This window comes from Pseudoalteromonas sp. Bsw20308, from assembly GCF_000310105.2.
GTDB classification, from domain to species: domain Bacteria; phylum Pseudomonadota; class Gammaproteobacteria; order Enterobacterales; family Alteromonadaceae; genus Pseudoalteromonas; species Pseudoalteromonas fuliginea.
This window is the reverse complement of sequence record NZ_CP013138.1, coordinates 3084645-3103055: the sequence shown is the minus strand read 5'-3', so window position 1 is coordinate 3103055 and position 18411 is coordinate 3084645. Positions and strand designations below refer to the sequence as shown.

Genomic DNA, 18411 nt, shown 5'->3' with positions numbered 1-18411 from the left:
ATGGTAGCTACACGTCAATCACATCAGCAAGTTGAAACAGGTGATTTTGCGACTCGTCTTAAAGTACTCAAACTTTGTGCTGAAAAGGCGGAGATGCTTAATCAAGCGCAAGCACTGTGTGTTAACAGTAATAGTCAGAGTCGACAAAACACAGCCATTGAAATGGTTGAGATTTTAGTTGAGTTAAATCTTGATGCTGAATCGTTAGCGACGGCGTATTTAACCCCATATTTTTTAGATGGCTTAGTGCCTTTAGAAGTGATCGAAGAGCAGCTAGGTAGTAATGTGGCCATACTGCTAACAGGCGTTGCGCAAATGGCGACTATTAGCACTTTATCGCATCAAGGCAAAGGCACGGTGCAAGTCGATAACATTCGAAAAATGCTGTTAACCATGGTTGAAGATGTCCGTGCAGTGGTTATCAAGTTAGCTGAGCAGGTTTGCCATTTACGTAACGTAAAAGATGCTGGCGAAGAAGATCGCGTTATTGCTGCAAAAGAAACTGCCGATATTTTTGCCCCACTAGCTAATCGACTCGGTATTGGGCAATTAAAGTGGGAGCTTGAAGATTTATCGTTTAGGTATCTTCGTCCAGATATTTACAAAAATATTGCTAAGCAACTCGATGATAAACGTTTAGCACGCGAAGCTTATATGGAAGATATGGTGGAGCAAGTCAAAAGCCGTTTGAGTGAAGCAGGCATAGAGGCTGAAGTTTACGGTCGACCTAAACACATTTACAGTATTTATAAAAAAATGGCGCAAAAAAACTACGAATTTGATCAACTGTTTGATATTCGTGCTATGCGTATTGTGGTTGAGCGCTTGCAAGACTGCTACGGTGCGTTGGGTATTGTGCATACCAATTGGCGTCATCTTAATAAAGAGTTTGACGATTACGTCGCGACGCCGAAACAAAACGGCTATCAGTCTATTCATACCGTGGTATTTGGCCCTGAAGGTAAAACTGTAGAAATTCAAATACGTACCCAAGATATGCACCAAGATGCAGAGCTGGGTGTGGCAGCGCATTGGATATATAAAGAAGGCGCATTACCAGGGCGCGGCTCGGGTTATGAGCAAAAAATTAGCTGGCTACGTAAATTACTGCAATGGCAAGAAGAAGTAGTTGATGGCGGCGATTTAGCTGAAGAGCTTAAAAATCAGGTGGTTGAAGACCGCGTATACATATTTACACCCAGTGGCGATATTATTGATTTGCCACTTGGCGCTACACCGCTTGATTTTGCTTATTATATTCATTCGAACGTTGGCCACCGCTGTATTGGTGCAAAAGTATTTGGCAAAATAGTGCCGTTTACGCATCAACTTACAACGGGGGATCAAGTAGAAATACTGACACAAAAGCAGCCTAATCCGAGTAGAGATTGGTTAAACCCGTCACTAGGTTACATTAAGTCATCGCGTGCAAGAGCTAAAATACATCATTGGTTTAAGCAACTTGATCGCGACAAAAACTTAAGTGCTGGTAAAGAAATACTTGATAATGAACTGCAAAAATTAGGTTTAAGCTATAAAGCTCTAGAGCCAGCAATAAAGCGGTTTAACTTTAAAGAGCTTGACGATTTAATGGTTGCCATTGGTGCGGGTGATGTACGCCTCAATCAAATGCTAAATTTTGTTACCGACCGCACAGAAGACGAACCGGTAATTCGTATTAAAGCACCCAGTAAAGTAACGGGTGATAAAAACGGCATTGTAGTTGATGGCGTTGGTAGTTTAATGAGCCATGTTGCAAAATGTTGCCGCCCTGTACCTGGCGATGAAATTATCGGCTATATTACGCAAGGGCGTGGTATTGCGGTGCATCGTGAGGATTGTGACTCATTTTACCACCTTAAGGCACAACACCCAGAGCGTGTTATTGCAGTGAGTTGGTCAGACGATATTAGTGGTTCATACGCACTAAGTATTAAAATAGAAGCAACCGATCGTTCAGGGCTAATACGCGATATAAGCTCAGTACTTGCTAACGAAAAAGTCAACGTACTTAATATGAATGTAAATACGGTTGAAGATAATCAGTTAGCAGTGTTCACAATGCAAATAGAAGTACATGACTTATCGGGTACTAACCGTGTTCTTTCTAAGTTACACCAAATTGAAGGTGTACACGATGCCAAGCGTGGTCATTAACCATGAATGATAATGCAGCGCTTACACAACTTCTTAGCATAATGAACACACTGCGAGATCCCAAGGGCGGTTGTCCGTGGGATCTCAAGCAAGATTTTAAATCTATTGTGCCGCATACATTAGAAGAAGCATACGAAGTTGCTGACTGTATTGAGTCAGGCAACTTAGGTGAGCTTAAAGGTGAGCTCGGTGATTTGTTATTTCAAATCGTGTTTTATGCCCAACTAGCTCAAGAGCAAAACCTATTTGATTTTAATGATGTAGTTGAGCAATTAAACAGCAAATTGATCCGTCGTCATCCACATGTATTTGCCGATAAAAAAGTACTCACTGCTGAGCAATTATCGCAGCAGTGGCAAGCAATAAAAGCGCAAGAACGTAGTACCAGAGCAAAAAGCGAATCACCTTCCTTTTGGCAAGATATTCCTGCAAATATGCCAAGTTTAAGTAAAGCTAAAAAAATCCAACAACGCGTGGCTTCTCTTGGTTTTGATTGGCCAACGTATCATGGTGCTCTTGATAAAGTGAGCGAAGAAGTGCTTGAAGTAAAAGAAGCGATTGAACAGGACCCTTTTTCGGATCATACCGCAGAAGAACTTGGCGACTTACTTTTTGCAACCGTGAATGTAGTACGCCATGTAAAACGCGACCCTGAGCAACTTCTTCGCAGTGCCAATGATAAGTTTTCAACGCGCTTTGAAAAAGTCCAAGAGTATTTAAACGCACAAGGCAAAAGTTTAGATACTGCCACCTTTGAAGAAATGGATCGCGCATGGGATGCGATTAAAAAATTGTAATTAAATTATGCACATTTTTTGTGCGCACATTTGCTATTTTTAGCTGGATTGATAAGCCGTGTTTTGGTACAATTTCGCCCCGTCTTGATGATATACCCTTAGGCTCTTCTTTGGGTGTTATATTCCTTTTAATTCCTGATATTCTAGGGTTCGCATGAGTACAAAATTTATCTTCGTTACTGGCGGAGTTGTTTCTTCGTTGGGTAAAGGTATTGCAGCAGCATCGTTGGCAGCTATTTTAGAAGCCCGTGGTTTAAATGTTACCATTTTAAAGCTGGATCCTTACATCAACGTTGACCCAGGCACAATGAGCCCAATTCAACACGGTGAAGTATACGTTACAGAAGACGGCGCAGAAACTGACCTTGATTTAGGTCACTATGAGCGTTTTATTCGTACCAAAATGACTAGTCGTAATAACTTCACACAAGGCCGTGTATACGAAGACGTATTACGTCGTGAGCGCCGTGGTGAATACCTAGGTGCAACTATTCAGGTTATTCCACATATCACTAACGATATTAAGCAACGTGTATACGACGGTGCTGAAGGTTATGATATTGCTATTGTAGAAATTGGCGGCACAGTAGGTGATATAGAATCACAACCGTTTATTGAAGCAATTCGTCAGATGGGAACTGAAATTGGCCGCGAACGCGCGCTATTTATTCACTTAACGTTAGTGCCATTCTTAGGCCCTGCCGGTGAAGTGAAAACTAAACCAACTCAGCACTCTGTTAAAGAGTTACGCTCAGTCGGTATTCAACCAGATATTCTTATTTGTCGTTCTGACCGTAAACTACCAAATAATGAGCGTGCAAAAATCTCATTATTTACAAACGTAGAAGAAAAAGCGGTTATTTCACTGCCAGATGTAGACAGCATCTATAAAATTCCAGCATTATTAAAGTCGCAAGAATTAGATAATTTTGTATGTCGTCGTTTTCACTTAGATCCACCAGAAGCTGATTTAGCTGAGTGGGAACAAGTACTTTATCAAGAGTCTAACCCAACAGGTGAAGTGACAATTGGTATGGTTGGTAAATACATTGAATTACCAGATGCGTACAAATCGGTTAACGAAGCATTAAAGCATGCGGGCCTTAAAAACCGTTTAACAATTAATATCGAATACGTAGATTCACAAGATCTTGAAAGTAAAGGTGTTGAGTTACTCTCGCATTTAGATGCTATTTTAGTGCCAGGCGGCTTTGGCGGTCGTGGTGTTGAAGGTAAAATATTAGCGGCTAAATATGCGCGTGAAAATAAAGTGCCTTACTTAGGTATTTGTTTAGGTATGCAAGTAGCGCTTATTGAATATGCACGAAATGTTGCAGGCCTTAGTGATGCAAACTCAACCGAGTTTAATGCAAAATCTGCAGCACCTGTTGTTGGTTTAATCACTGAATGGCTAGATGCAGAAGGCAATGTTGAAACGCGTGATGCTGAATCTGATTTAGGTGGCACAATGCGTTTAGGCGCTCAAAAATGTCATTTAACACCGGGCTCTAAAGTACATGAAGTATATGGTAGTGATGAAATTGTTGAGCGTCATCGCCATCGCTACGAAGTTAACAACAACTTTGTAGAGCAATTAGAAAAAGCAGGTTTAAGCTTTACCGGTTTATCAGAAGATAAAAAACTGGTAGAAATTATCGAAAATAAAGATCACCCTTGGTTTATTGCCGCGCAGTTCCACCCGGAATTCACGTCAACCCCACGTGATGGTCACCCGCTATTTGAAGGGTTTGTAGCAGCCGCTCATATCCACCAAAAAGCGTCATCGTAATTTAAAAAGGCCGTGCATATTGCACGGCTTTTTTGTTTTAAGGGCTGACTAATACCCATTTTATTAAAAACATGAGCATTGTATCGCATTAAATAACTCACTCACTGCGTTAAAAATTACTCATATAGAACAACTATATGTCATAATTTCTGCCTTGTTATTGAGCTATTTTCTTAGCGCTATAATAGCTCACTAATTTAATGCAATTGGTATAAACTATATAAAACGTAGTAAAGTTAGTCGAACTCACCATTTTGGGAATATAGAGGAATCAAGATGTCAAAAATCGTAAAAGTAATAGGTCGCGAAATTATGGACTCGCGTGGTAACCCAACTGTTGAAGCTGATGTACATTTAGCTGATGGTTCATGGGGCCGTGCTGCTGCACCTTCTGGTGCATCTACAGGTACTCGCGAAGCATTAGAGTTACGTGATGGTGACAAAACGCGTTATTTAGGTAAAGGCGTATTAAAAGCAGTTGGTTATATCAACAAAGAAATTGCTGACGCTTTAGCTGGTCAAAATGCATTAGAGCAAAGTACTGTTGATAAAGTAATGCTAGATTTAGATGGTACCGAAAATAAAGAAAAATTAGGTGCCAATGCAATCTTAGCTGTATCACTAGCAACAGCAAAAGCAGCTGCACAATCTAAAAAGGTTGAGCTTTATGAACATATTGCTGACTTAAACGGCACGCCGGGTGTTTATTCAATGCCACTTCCAATGATGAACATCATCAATGGTGGCGAGCATGCAGATAACTCTGTAGACATCCAAGAGTTTATGATCCAACCTGTTGGCGCTACTAACTTCCGCGAAGGTCTACGTATGGGCGCTGAAGTATTTCATAGCCTTGCTAAAGTACTTAAAGCTGATGGCCATTCAACAGCAGTTGGCGATGAAGGTGGTTTTGCGCCTAACCTTGCATCTAACGAAGCGGCTCTTGCTGCAATCAAAGTAGCTGTCGCAAACGCAGGTTACGAGCTAGGTAAAGATATTACTTTAGCGATGGATTGTGCAGCTTCTGAGTTTTACGACAAAGAAGCAAACATCTACGACCTTAAGGGTGAAGGCAAAAAATTCACTTCTGAAGAATTTAACTTTTTCTTACAAGATCTTACTGAACAGTACCCAATCGTTTCTATCGAAGATGGTCTTGATGAGTCTGATTGGGATGGCTTTGCACATCAAACTAAGCTAATGGGTGATAAAATCCAATTAGTAGGTGATGATTTATTCGTAACAAATACTAAGATTTTAAAACGTGGTATCGACAACGGTATTGCTAACTCAATCTTAATTAAGTTTAACCAAATCGGTTCTTTAACTGAAACGTTAGCAGCAATTAAAATGGCTAAAGACGCTGGTTTCACTGTTGTTATTTCTCACCGTTCTGGTGAAACTGAAGATTCAACAATTGCTGATTTAGCAGTGGGTACTGCTGCAGGTCAAATTAAAACAGGTTCATTGAGCCGTTCTGACCGTGTTGCAAAGTACAACCAATTGCTACGTATTGAAGAGCAATTAGGCGATAAAGCACCGTACAACGGTCTTAAAGAAGTTAAAGGTCAGTAATTCTATTTTATATAGAATCTAATTTTTAATTTTAGATGATAAAATCCTCGCACAAGCGGGGATTTTTTATGCCTGATACTTTTATTCAAAGAGATGAAAATAAGTTGTAGGTGTTAAGCTTGCTGACGCGCACGCAGTGCGAAAAGGAAGATTCACAAATAATAACTCTTTGTTTAAGTCTTACTACTTTACAGAGCACTCAAAGCTGAAATTGCTGTTTTAAAATCTCGCCAGTAAAGCTGGTTTTTAGATAAAAGCCACGGGGCAGGGTTTTTATTATTTGCCCATTAGGGCCAATGGCATCAGTGACTATTTTGCTATGGGCCGCTTTTGGGCGTATTTGCATTGCATCGCCTAAATGGCCCGATATTTCGTCAATTCGGCCAAGTGCAATTAACTCCATTTGCTCTTCCCAGTCGCGCTGTAATAAAGCGTCCTGCTCAGGTGTGGGTTGCCATAAAAAGCCACTGCCGATTGTTCTATCAAATGGAGCAATATCACGCTCGCTTAAAATAGGTAGCCATAAAACGTGATTAAGCTTTTTGCGAACGCTGCTGGTATGCCACGTCATCCCCGTCACGTTCATTAGTGGCGTTACAGATACAAATGTTGTTTCCAGTGGTTTCCCTTTATAAGAAATAGGGAGTGTTTTTAGCTCTATGCCTAAATCTTCAAAATCGGGTAGTGGTTTAGAGCCTGCAGTTGCACCTAAAACGTATTCTATTAATTGTCCCGTCCAGCCTTTTTCTCGCAGTAAATCGTCAGGCGTTTTAAAGTTATACTCATTGGCTAATTGGCCAAGTGTCAGGCCTGCAATATTATCAACCCGCTTTATTAGGTCATTAATTGAATGTGGTTTTGTTGGTCGCATATCACTAATTTGAGTTGAATAAATCACCTTGTCATGATAGCAAATCAGCTAAGCCGTGGATATCTTTGCGTTTGTGTGTTTTTTGTACATGAGGTGTTTGCTGTAATTTTACACACGCTAAAAAGTGAGCGAATTAACTTAAGTAACTGAACTGCTTTGTAATTTTGTGTTTTATAGTTCAGCTTTAATTAAGTGAGATTAGAGTTGCAGGGATAAATACAGATGTATGAACAAGTTTATCCACAGATTCTGTGGAGAAAGTCAGTTTTTAGATCTCATATTGTGGATTTGTTTGCAAAATGAGCGTGTTTTACAAAAGTTATGCACAAGCTGTGGGTAAGCAGAGTAAAACTCGTAATAGTATTTGCCGTATTGCGGGTTATGTGGAACAATCATAAAAAATCGACTTACAAATGAGGCACTAAGGTGATTGATGCCGAAGGTTTTCGTGCCAATGTCGGAATTGTAATTTGCAATAATCAGGGACAGGTGTTTTGGGCCAGACGCTATGGTCAACATTCTTGGCAATTTCCCCAAGGTGGTGTTGATGATGGTGAGACAGCAGAACAAACCATGTACCGCGAGTTACACGAAGAAGTAGGGCTGCGACCAGAAGATGTAGAAATAGTCGCAAGCTCAAAACATTGGTTACGCTATAAATTACCCAAACGATTAATCCGCCGAGACTCTAGTCCGGTGTGTATTGGGCAAAAACAAAAATGGTTTTTACTAAAATTACGCTGTAAAGACGAAGATGTAAATTTACTTAAAACCCATCATCCTGAATTTGATGATTGGCGCTGGGTAAGTTATTGGTATCCTGTAAGACAGGTTGTATCGTTTAAACGGGATGTTTATCGACGAGTAATGAAAGAGTTTGCTCCTTTCGCCATGCCTTTTAATAAGAGAGAACAACATAAAGATCATTGGCGAAGTAAAAGGTAGTAATTTCTCGATACAATAAAGGAGCAGGGTATGCTGGCTACACTGAGATCTATTGCGGAGTCTGTATCGCGGCAAGCGAATTTAGACAGCGCATTAGTGTGCTTTGTGCAAATGGTGAAAGATGCCATGAAAACCCAGTGCTGCTCCATTTATTTTGCAGATTACAGCCAAGACAATTTTGTACTTATGGCAACCGAAGGACTAAACCCCGATGCGGTAGGTAAGTTTAGAATTGGTTTTACCGAAGGTTTAGTTGGCCTAGTAGCGCAACGCGAAGAACCTATTAATATTGCATTTGCTAAATCACATCCGCGTTTTAAGCTCTCCCCTGAAGTAAATGAAGAAGGCTACAACGCTTTTTTATCTGTACCCGTTGTTCATCAAAAAAAAGTATTGGGTGTTATTGTCGTTCAACAAAAAATGGCGCGTGTATTTAGCCAAGATGAAGAGTCATTTTTAATTACGCTTTCTGCTCAACTGGCTTCACAGTTAGCACATGCCGAAATTAAAGAAGTTTTGCGCCAAGATGAATCATCTCATCAAACATCGGTATTAAAAGGCGTATCGAGTGCGCCGGGTATCGGTATTGGACAGGCATTTGTACTTTTGCCTAAACTTGATTTTAAATCGATTGAACTCAAAAAAGATCATGATACAACAGAGCAACGCCGTTTGTTTACACAAGCCGTAGCTGCAACGCGTAAAGAATTTAGTACCCTTTCGATGACGCTAAGTGATTCTATTCCGCACGAAGCTCTTGCTGTATTTGATGTTTACCAACAGCTACTTGATGCAAAAAGTTTAGGCCACAATGTAGAAATGCAATTACAAGAAGGCTGGTGTGCTAAAAGTGCATTAAAAATTGTAATAGAGCGTTTAATATCTCAATTTAATGCCATGCAAGACCCTTACATAAAAGAGCGCGCCGTTGATGTTAAAGACATTGGCTTGCGGGTACTGCATCATCTTGTAAATACCGAACATGCTGTTAAAAATTACCCTCCCAATACAATTTTGATTGCCAATACGTTAACACCAGCAATGCTTGCAGAAGTACCAAAAGGGCATTTAACCGGTGTCGTTAGTGTAAATGGCTCAGCAAATAGTCACGCGTCTATATTAACGCGTGCAATGGGTATTCCTGCTATTTGGGGTATAGAGGATTTACCTTTATTGCAGTTTGACGGTAAATCAATGATTTTAGATGCATTTGCAGGGCGTTTATACATATCGCCATCGCAAATGTTAATGGATGAATACACCGAATTACAGCATCAAGATAATCTACTTAATAATCGCTTTTTAGCAGAGCAAGACTCAGAATCAATTACGCTTGACGGTGAGCATGTTAGCTTATTATTGAACGCAGGCCTTGAGCTTAATACCGAGCAAAGTAGTTCACATATTTGTGACGGTGTAGGGCTTTATCGAACCGAAGCGTGGTTTATGCAAAAAGGTCAGTTTCCTTCGCAATCAGAGCAAGAAAATTGGTATCGAGAAGTACTAACTAGCTATCATCCCAATCCTGTGGTTATGCGAACATTAGACATAGGTGGCGATAAGGTTCTTGATTACTTTAACATAACCGAAGAAAACCCATTTTTAGGTTGGCGTGGTATTCGTATCAGTCTTGATCACCCTGAATTGTTTTTAGATCAACTCAAAGCCATGCTTAAAGCCAATATAGGTTTAGGTAATTTAAAAATAATGCTGCCAATGATCAGCGGAACCGAAGAAGTAGACGAGTCACTCGCATTGTTTGAGCAGGCTTATTTTGAGCTAAGTGAAAAATACCCAGAACAACAAATAGAAAGACCCGATATAGGTATTATGCTTGAAGTGCCATCAAGCGTATTTATGCTGCCAGAGTGGTCTAAAAAAGTTGATTTTTGCTCCGTAGGCAGTAACGATTTAACGCAGTATTTATTAGCGGTAGATAGAGCAAATGCCCGAGTTGCTGAGTTGTTTAATCCCTATCACCCTGGCGTACTTAGAGTGCTTAATAAAATAGCCTGCGAGTGCGAACAGTATGAGTTACCTTTTAGTTTATGTGGAGAATTAGGCGGCGATCCTGAAGGTGCAATACTCCTTATTGCTATGGGATACAGACGTTTAAGCATGAATCTATCATCACTTAATAAAGTTAAGTGGGTACTCAGACGTTTAAGTGTAAGTGATATGGAACAATTACTAACTGCATGTTTGGCGCAGTCGACTGCAAAGCAAGTACTGCGTTTAACACGTAATTTTATGTTAGAACATCACTTAGGTGACTTGTTTTACACGCCAAAATAACTAAGTGCGTCGAATTAATTTAAATACGAAGATGCTATTAGTTTTATAATCCTTTAATATATAAGTCTCCAAAGGGTATTTGAGATTACTATGTATGACTTAGGTTTGTTAGTCGCAAGCTGCGCACTACTAGGCTGTATTGTCGGGTTTTTAGCGGGTTTACTAGGCATTGGCGGCGGTTTAATTATTGTCCCAGTACTCAGTGCGTTACTGCTGTCATTTAATGTAACCTCAGCAGATCATGTATTAGTGATTGCTATTGCAACGTCACTTGCTTCTATTTTATTTACCTCCACCTCTTCAGCGTTGGCTCATCATAAAAATGATAATGTGCCTTGGGCAATTGCGCCTTGGGTTATGTCGGGTGTGGCTTTAGGCGCGCTTATTAGCGGCTTTGCAGCAAGCCTTATTCCAGAGCAAATATTGCGCACTGTGTTTGCTGTAAGTGTTGTATTTATAGCAGGGAGAATGGTGCTCTCAACTCGTAATAAACCAATGTCAGAAAAACCGTTACCAGCAGGTCCTATTTTAGGCGGGATTTCGGCAATAATGGGCGGGTTATCAGGTTTGATAGGTATTGGTGGCGGCGCATTAATAGTCCCTATGCTTAATTATTTTTCGGTTGATATAAAAAAAGCAATTGGTTGTGCCGCAGCCTGCGGAATTGTTATTGCATTATTTGGCTCTGTTGGCTATGTCAGTGCCGGCTGGCACGTGACTGATTTAGAACATGGTTTTGCAGGATTTGTGTATCTTCCTGCGTTATTTGGTATTGTATTAACGTCGTGGTTTGTTGCACCTATTGGTGCTAAAGCAACTCATTATTTACCTGTTAATACAATTAAGAAAGTTTTCGCGGTGCTGCTTGTAGTTATCGCAATCAAAATGGTTTTTAGCTAAAGGTTTATTTTTATGGCACTTGAGTTTCCTCAAATCGATCCAATAATTTTTTCAGTTGGGCCACTTAGCGTACGTTGGTACGGCTTAATGTATTTAATAGGTTTTGCATTTGCGATGTGGTTTGCAAATCGTCAAGCGTCAAAACCAAACTCTGGTTGGACTAAAGACCAAGTAAGCGATTTACTGTTTTACGGCATGTTAGGGGTAATACTAGGCGGGCGTATTGGCTACGTATTGTTTTACCAGTTTAGTTACTTTATAGAAAACCCACTGTATTTATTTAGAATAGATCAGGGCGGCATGTCGTTTCATGGTGGAACACTTGGCGTTATAACCGCCGTCGCAATTTTTTCGTGGACGCGCAAAAAGTCACTGCTTCAAGTGGGCGACTTTGTTGCACCATTGGTTCCTGTAGGGCTTTTAGCCGGACGTATTGGTAACTTTATAAACGGTGAGTTATGGGGCCGAGTTACCGACGTGCCATGGGCAATGGTATTTCCAACGGGCGGTCCGCTTGCGCGTCACCCATCGCAATTATACGAAGCATTTTTTGAAGGCTTAGTGCTCTTTTTAATCTTGCAATGGTTTATTAAAAAGCCTCGTCCGGCAGGCAGCGTAGCCGGTGTGTTTTTATTAGGTTATGGCGTGTTTAGGTTCTGTATTGAATACTTCCGCCAACCAGATGCACAACTCGGTTTATTTGCTGACTTTATTTCAATGGGGCAAATACTTTCGCTTCCTATGATAGTAGGCGGATTAGGGTTATTAATTTGGGCTTATAAGCAACCACAACACGTTACAACAGCTAAGGCATAATACAAAAAACATGAAACAATATTTAAAGTTATGTCAGCGTATTGTTGACGAAGGGCAGTGGGTAGAAAACAAACGTACAGGTACGCGTTGTTTAACTGTAATTAATGCTGATTTAGAATACGATGTAGCTAATAATCAGTTTCCGATGATCACCACACGAAAAAGTTACTACAAAGCAGCGATTGCTGAATTACTAGGTTACTTACGTGGTTACGACAGTGCTGGGCAGTTTCGTGATATTGGCTGTAAAACATGGGATGCTAATGCGAACGATAATAACGCATGGCTTAATAATCCTAACCGTAAAGGTGAGGACGACATGGGACGCGTTTACGGCGTACAAGGGCGTGGTTGGCAACGCCCAGATGGTTCAACACTTGATCAGCTCGCTAAAGTTATTAATAACTTAAAAAATGGCATTGATGACCGTGGTGAGATAATCACGTTTTATAACCCAGGCGAATTTGAGCTTGGTTGTTTGCGCCCGTGTATGCATACGCACACCTTTTCGTTGCTTGGCGATACCTTATATTTAACGTCTTATCAGCGCAGTTGTGATGTGCCGCTTGGCTTGAACTTTAATCAAATACAATGCTTTGTATTATTGGCGCTAGTAGCTCAAATTACTGGTCATAAAGCGGGTAAGGCATACCATAAAATTGCCAATGCACATATTTATGAAAACCAACTTGAGTTGATGCGAGATGTGCAGTTAACACGTCAGCCATTTGCATCGCCTCAACTAAAAATTAATCCAAAAATTAAATCGTTAGAAGACATAGAAACGTGGGTAACACGAGACGATTTCGAAGTAACAGGCTATCAATGCCACGAAGCGATTCAATATCCATTTTCAGTATAATAAAAGATTAAGGAAAACATAATGAAAGCAGTGATCCCCGTAGCGGGCCTTGGTACTCGCATGTTACCAGCAACAAAAGCAATTCCTAAAGAAATGCTGCCAGTGGTAGACCGTCCTTTAATTCAATACGTAGTTAATGAAGCAGTTGCTGCCGGTATTAAAGAGATAGTGCTAGTAACGCATTCAAGTAAAAACTCAATCGAAAATCACTTTGACACCAGTTTTGAACTAGAAGCTACTTTAGAGAAGCGTGTTAAGCGGCAATTACTTGCCGAAGTGCAAGCTATTTGCCCTAAAGACGTAACCATTATTCACGTACGCCAAGGTGAAGCCAAAGGCCTAGGGCATGCTATTAGCTGTGCGGCACCGATTATTGGTAACGAACCGTTCGTAGTTATTTTACCAGACGTAATTATTGATGATGTAGAGAGCGATCTTAAAAAAGATAACTTAGCAGAAATGATCGCACACTTTAACGAAACCAAGCACAGCCAAATTATGGTAGAGCCAGTACCAATGGCACAAGTAAACCAATTTGGTGTAGTTGATTTAGGTGACGTTGAGTTAAAGCAGGGCGAAAGCTCGCCAATTATGAATATGGTAGAAAAACCACCTGTAGACGAAGCACCATCAAACTTAGCGGTAGTGGGTCGTTATGTGTTAAGTGAAAATATCTGGCCTTTACTTGCAAAAACTCCGCAAGGGGCAGGCGATGAAATTCAGTTAACAGATGCAATTGCGATGCTAATGGAACACGAAAAAGTAGATGCATACGCTATAAAAGGCCGTAGCCACGACTGTGGAAGTAAAGTTGGTTATTTAAAAGCGACTATTGAATTTGCACTACGCCGTGATGAATTTGCAGATGAACTAAAAGCATTTATTAAAGCGTTGATTTAATTTAAAAGATAACGTTAATAATAAAAAGGCGCCAACATGGCGCCTTTTTTAATGTTTAACCAGAGCTCTGGTTAAGAGATATACTAACATATTGAATTATGGTGATATTTAAATTTATTTTCTCTAGCCAGAGGTTTTCAGTGAAAACAAGGCTAATTTACGCGTCAATAGCTTTTGGGGATGAAGTTATTATCGAAATTGTGGGTTAAATACACTGTTGCAAACGTAGTATCTAAAAATACAACAACTCAAAAACTGTTGTTATTTTAAGGATTGAATATGTTTAAATGCGCGGTTTTTAAGTTATATTGTTGTTTTTGTGTTAATTGGCACTAAATTTGTATTAAATGTTTTCTTAAGGATAAAGGGACCCGCGTTAATTGTTTTTTAAAACACAATTAAAGCTGAAATGAGTTGTTCCCATGGCCTATTTAAAGTTAAACACTTAGTACCAACTTGCAATAATGTCCTAGATTCAAATTGTAAGTGCATAACTTGTTTTGACTAGATTAAGTGGTCAGTTGCTCATAAGCTAACTGCTTTTTCTCCGGCAAGAGATTTTACAATGAGACATTACAAACAACTGACCTATGAGCAAAGATGCCAGATCGCTGTTCTAAAGAAAAGCGGTTTTACGCAACAAAGTATTGCTGAGCTAACTAATTTATCGCAATCTACGATTTCAAGAGAGCTTGCTAGAAATACAGGCAAGCGAGGTTACAGATACAAACAAGCTCATGAGCGGGCTTTGTCTCGCCGAAGAAGTGCAAGAAAACCACTTAAGATGACACTTGAAATGATGGCTTTAATTACCCAGAAGCTTAATGAGAAGTGGAGTCCTGAACAAATAACGGGATGGTTGCGCAAGGAAAATAAACAATCTGTCAGTCATGAATGCATTTATCTATATATCTGGGAAGATAAAAAAGCAGGTGGTGAGTTATACCTACATCTGCGCCGACACGGTAAGAAATATCACAAGCGCAGTCATGGTAAGACAAACCGAGGACAAATAAAAAATCGCGTTAGCATTGAAGAACGTCCACAAATAGTTGATGAGAAAGGCCGTATCGGAGATTGGGAAATAGATACCGTCATAGGTAAAGGTCATCGAGGCGCCCTTGTTACCATTGTAGAGCGGGTCACCCAATTCACTGTATCAACTCAGGTGGCAGGCAAAACAGCACAAGCCGTCACTGCGGCGACGATAGAACTATTAAGACCATATAGGTCAGCGCTTCATACCATCACGGCTGACAATGGAAAAGAGTTCGCTTATCATGAGCAAATCACAAAGGCATTAAGTGTTCCTGTTTATTTTGCTCATCCTTATCACTCATGGGAGCGCGGATTGAATGAAAACACGAATGGATTACTACGCCAGTATTGGCCGAAGAGCACAGATTTTAAGGCGGTAACACCAGCGCAAGTTATACCAGTACTTGAGCAACTTAATAATCGTCCGAGAAAGACACTTGGATTTGAAACGCCTGCAAAATTGATGCAAGATCATTTGGCGGCTAAAGCCGCCTAAACGTTATGCACTTCAGATTTGAATCCGCGTGTTTAATTAAGCGAATTGGTATAATTTATAAGAATGTTTAGTTGAAATGTAAGTGTAATTACACTGCTTTCAGGATAACGAATACATGTTTAAACATAAAAATAATAATAAAAATATAATTCTGAGTCTTTTAACGTTTGTATTTTGTACTGCCTGTGCTTCTACGTCAGAAGTAAACCAGTTAGAAAAACCAAGTAATTTACCAGAATATGTGTCAATTACGGCCTTAGAGCTTGCTCAGTTAAAAGATGCAGCAATGCAATGGCAACAAGCTAGAGCGGGCCTTGAGCGTATTTTAAGGCTCGAAAAAGAGATCACTTATTTAGTTAACCATATCGACATTATTAACACTAAAGCGATAACGCAATCCAACCAACGTTATACTCGTGCTGATACACGCAATCCTACAGCTGCTCATACCATAAAGGCGCTTTCGAAAGCGCCTAAACATAGCTACAGTAAAAAACGGGCTGTAAAATTAAATACGCTTAAGCATTCATTTTCATTACAAGTGGCATCAGTTAGCTCTGAGCCAAGCTTAAAAAAAGTATGGCAAAACCTGAACATACAGGCAGCTCCATTGTTTAGAAAAAAAATAGAGACTAACGTAGAGCAAATCCGTATTAACGATAAAACATTTTACCGCTTAAAACTGGGTTCATATCAAAAGTTAAATAACGCCAAAGCAGATTGCGAAGTATTTAAACTTTATAAACTCGATTGCATAGTAAGTAGTTACACAGATAAACCCATTAAACTATAGTTTAAACAAATAGTTGAGGTGGGCATGTTAATCGGATTTAGGTTAAGCATTGGTGTAGGTTAACTAGCAAAATAATTCAAAATTCTTTTAGGCATAATAATTGCTTCATCTTTTGTATATTTGAAAGAGGATGGCAATTATGCGCCTTTTATTACCCCTATTATTAGTTAACTTAGCCGCTTGCAGTTTGATACCGCAACCAGCGCCAAGTATAAGCACACACGCTCCTAAAGCGGCTATGGCACCTTACACAGTTAATGATTATGTAAATACGCTAACAGTGCAGCTTAGTCATTTAAAAGAGCCGTTAAGTCGTAATTCCCGCATTGGTGTAAGTAGCTTTTATTTTGCTGATGGGCTCGACACCAAGTTAATGACAGAGCAAGCTTCAGGGCTTAGCCAACAAATCCAAGAAAGTCTATTAACCCAAATGACCCAGCTTGGTTACCATACGGTAGAGTATAGATTAGACAATAATATAACATTATCGAGTAATGCCGATAATGTACTAAGTCGCGATTTAAATAAATTACGTGAACGTCAAAAAATTGACTTGATAGTTACCGGTACTGTGACTCGTCAGCAGCATGCATATATAGTAAATGCGCGACTAGTTAATATAAACAGCAAACAAGTTTTATCAGCAGGCAGTACCGAGATCCCTATTAATGTAATGTGGGGAAATGAAAAAATTCAGCAGCGCGACGGCCTTTTATACCGCAGCGAATACTAATTTGGAGCACAAAATGAGAAACCTACTAATTACATTATGTTTGCCATTGGGATTTGGCTGTTCGCAAATGTTTAATGGCATGGAGTCAGAACAAGTAGAAGAACCGCAAAGCAATAGCCCTGTAATGCTTGTAAGTGAGCAACGCGAAGTTGCGTCGCCTGTTGTAAATAATCAACTTTTTCAGTCTGGGTTGGTTGAGCAAAATAACTACACTAAATCAATGCCCGCCAAGCGTAAAAATATTAACCATTACGTGCGTGGCATAATGCAAGACATGGTCGAAAACTTACAGTACGTAAATGATAAAACACCACTTGCTGTTTCAAGCTTTGTATTTTTAGATGATAACTACAACGATGGCAGTTTATTAGGAAATCAGATATCAGAAAGCTTTATGCACGAACTGCATAGTTTTGGTATACCGGTCATTGATTTTAAAACAACCGACTTTATGCGAGTAACACCGGCGGGTGACTTTGTATTTAGTCGCGACTATTTAGAGTTAAATCAAGATCAAAATTTTAACTACGTCCTAGCCGGTACCTTAGTGAGCCATCAAGGGGGGGTATTAGTAAATGCTCGTATTGTTGGTTTGAAAAGTAAAGCGGTTGTAGGCAGTGCACAAGGCTTTATTCCTCAGTCAGTTGTTGATGCGCTTAACAGCAGCTACCGAACTGATGGCATAATGCTTAAGCAAGCGGATGAGTGAGGTGATTATGCGTTATACATTAAACAGCGTGCTTAGCGCTTTTAGCATGCTAGCATTGGCTGGGTGTTCTATGACACATATTACTCAACAGCAACAAAACACAAATACCCGCGTAGATGTAAACACACAGCATGAGCAAACACCGGAAATGCTGTCGTCGGCTAAAGTAGATGTACATGACGAATACGATTCATCACAACAATTTATGCCCCTTAACCACCATCAAACATTGGTTAATTATGTAGAGCAAATGGCCCTCGATCTAGTCGACACCCTCGAATCAGGTAATGATACTAATGCGCATTTAAATATTGCGGTTACAACCTTAGTTAATTTAGATGCCACACTGAACAACACAAATCAGCTTGGAAATCAAATATCTGAAACCTTAATCCATCAATTACAAAAATTTGGTTATGGTGTTGTTGATTTTAAAACCACAGAAACCATAGACGTAAATAGCCGTGGCGACTTTGTTTTATCGCGTGATATAGCAAAACTTAATGAAGACCAAATGGCCAGCCACGTACTTGCAGGTACTTTAATTTATCGACGTAATGGGGTTGCGGTCAATGCGCGTGTTATTAACATAGACACCAAGCAAGTTGTTGCCACTAGCCGAAAATTAATACCGTTATACGTACTAAATAAAGAAGATATATACTTATCAAGCAATTAAGTTCAGTTGTCGCTTGATATAAAAAACCAGATACCGTTATAATTCACACCTCTAAG

The 18411-nt window shown here is 39.9% G+C and carries 16 protein-coding genes; 15 read left to right on the top strand and 1 reads right to left on the bottom strand.

From position 1 onward, the window contains the following. The 4 genes from relA to eno all read left to right on the top strand — a co-directional run bounded on the left by relA (nucleotide 1) and on the right by eno (nucleotide 6318). Nucleotides 1-2157, top strand: a complete 2157-nt coding sequence (gene relA / locus D172_RS13720; protein ID WP_007377521.1) for a GTP diphosphokinase — start codon at nucleotides 1-3, stop codon at nucleotides 2155-2157. 2 nt (nucleotides 2158-2159) lie between these two features. Beyond that, a complete protein-coding gene (mazG, locus tag D172_RS13715; protein WP_007377520.1) occupies nucleotides 2160-2954 on the top strand; it encodes a nucleoside triphosphate pyrophosphohydrolase in 795 nt (264 codons plus the stop codon). A 154-nt stretch (nucleotides 2955-3108) separates the two neighbouring features. After that, complete coding sequence (locus tag D172_RS13710) at nucleotides 3109-4743, top strand: CTP synthase (protein ID WP_033015319.1); 1635 nt, start codon at nucleotides 3109-3111, stop codon at nucleotides 4741-4743. A gap of 276 nt (nucleotides 4744-5019) precedes the next feature. Continuing rightward, on the top strand, nucleotides 5020-6318 hold the full coding sequence (gene eno / locus D172_RS13705; RefSeq protein WP_007377517.1) for a phosphopyruvate hydratase: 1299 nt from the start codon (nucleotides 5020-5022) through the stop codon (nucleotides 6316-6318). 199 nt (nucleotides 6319-6517) lie between these two features. Here the strand turns inward: eno and mutH are convergent, their stop codons facing one another. Further along, nucleotides 6518-7189 carry a DNA mismatch repair endonuclease MutH gene (mutH, locus tag D172_RS13700; protein WP_007377516.1) on the bottom strand — a complete coding sequence of 224 codons (672 nt, stop codon included), beginning with the start codon at nucleotides 7187-7189 and terminating at the stop codon, nucleotides 6518-6520. A gap of 426 nt (nucleotides 7190-7615) precedes the next feature. Between mutH and rppH the strand changes: the two genes are divergently transcribed. The 11 genes from rppH (at nucleotide 7616) to D172_RS13645 (ending at nucleotide 18355) form a co-directional block, all read left to right on the top strand. Continuing rightward, a complete protein-coding gene (gene rppH, locus D172_RS13695) occupies nucleotides 7616-8134 on the top strand; it encodes an RNA pyrophosphohydrolase (protein WP_002958704.1) in 519 nt (172 codons plus the stop codon). Between the two features lie 30 nt (nucleotides 8135-8164). Continuing rightward, complete coding sequence (gene ptsP, locus D172_RS13690; RefSeq protein WP_007377514.1) at nucleotides 8165-10429, top strand: phosphoenolpyruvate--protein phosphotransferase; 2265 nt, start codon at nucleotides 8165-8167, stop codon at nucleotides 10427-10429. A gap of 90 nt (nucleotides 10430-10519) precedes the next feature. Beyond that, entirely contained in the window at nucleotides 10520-11329 is an 810-nt protein-coding gene (locus D172_RS13685) for a sulfite exporter TauE/SafE family protein (RefSeq protein WP_007377513.1), read from the top strand. A gap of 12 nt (nucleotides 11330-11341) precedes the next feature. Beyond that, on the top strand, nucleotides 11342-12145 hold the full coding sequence (gene lgt, locus D172_RS13680; protein WP_007377512.1) for a prolipoprotein diacylglyceryl transferase: 804 nt from the start codon (nucleotides 11342-11344) through the stop codon (nucleotides 12143-12145). Between the two features lie 10 nt (nucleotides 12146-12155). After that, on the top strand, nucleotides 12156-13007 hold the full coding sequence (locus tag D172_RS13675) for a thymidylate synthase (protein WP_007377511.1): 852 nt from the start codon (nucleotides 12156-12158) through the stop codon (nucleotides 13005-13007). Nucleotides 13008-13028: 21 nt separating this feature from the next. After that, complete coding sequence (galU, locus tag D172_RS13670; RefSeq protein WP_007377510.1) at nucleotides 13029-13907, top strand: UTP--glucose-1-phosphate uridylyltransferase GalU; 879 nt, start codon at nucleotides 13029-13031, stop codon at nucleotides 13905-13907. A gap of 565 nt (nucleotides 13908-14472) precedes the next feature. Further along, entirely contained in the window at nucleotides 14473-15441 is a 969-nt protein-coding gene (locus tag D172_RS13665; RefSeq protein ID WP_007377509.1) for an IS30 family transposase, read from the top strand. Between the two features lie 115 nt (nucleotides 15442-15556). Beyond that, on the top strand, nucleotides 15557-16234 hold the full coding sequence (locus tag D172_RS13660) for an SPOR domain-containing protein (RefSeq protein WP_007377508.1): 678 nt from the start codon (nucleotides 15557-15559) through the stop codon (nucleotides 16232-16234). 139 nt (nucleotides 16235-16373) lie between these two features. Next, on the top strand, nucleotides 16374-16967 hold the full coding sequence (locus D172_RS13655) for a FlgO family outer membrane protein (protein ID WP_007377507.1): 594 nt from the start codon (nucleotides 16374-16376) through the stop codon (nucleotides 16965-16967). A gap of 13 nt (nucleotides 16968-16980) precedes the next feature. Beyond that, on the top strand, nucleotides 16981-17676 hold the full coding sequence (locus tag D172_RS13650) for a FlgO family outer membrane protein (RefSeq protein ID WP_007377506.1): 696 nt from the start codon (nucleotides 16981-16983) through the stop codon (nucleotides 17674-17676). A gap of 7 nt (nucleotides 17677-17683) precedes the next feature. Beyond that, nucleotides 17684-18355 (top strand): FlgO family outer membrane protein, encoded by a 672-nt coding sequence (locus D172_RS13645; protein ID WP_007377505.1) that lies wholly within the window; start codon nucleotides 17684-17686, stop codon nucleotides 18353-18355. The last annotated feature ends 56 nt before the right edge of the window (nucleotides 18356-18411 follow it).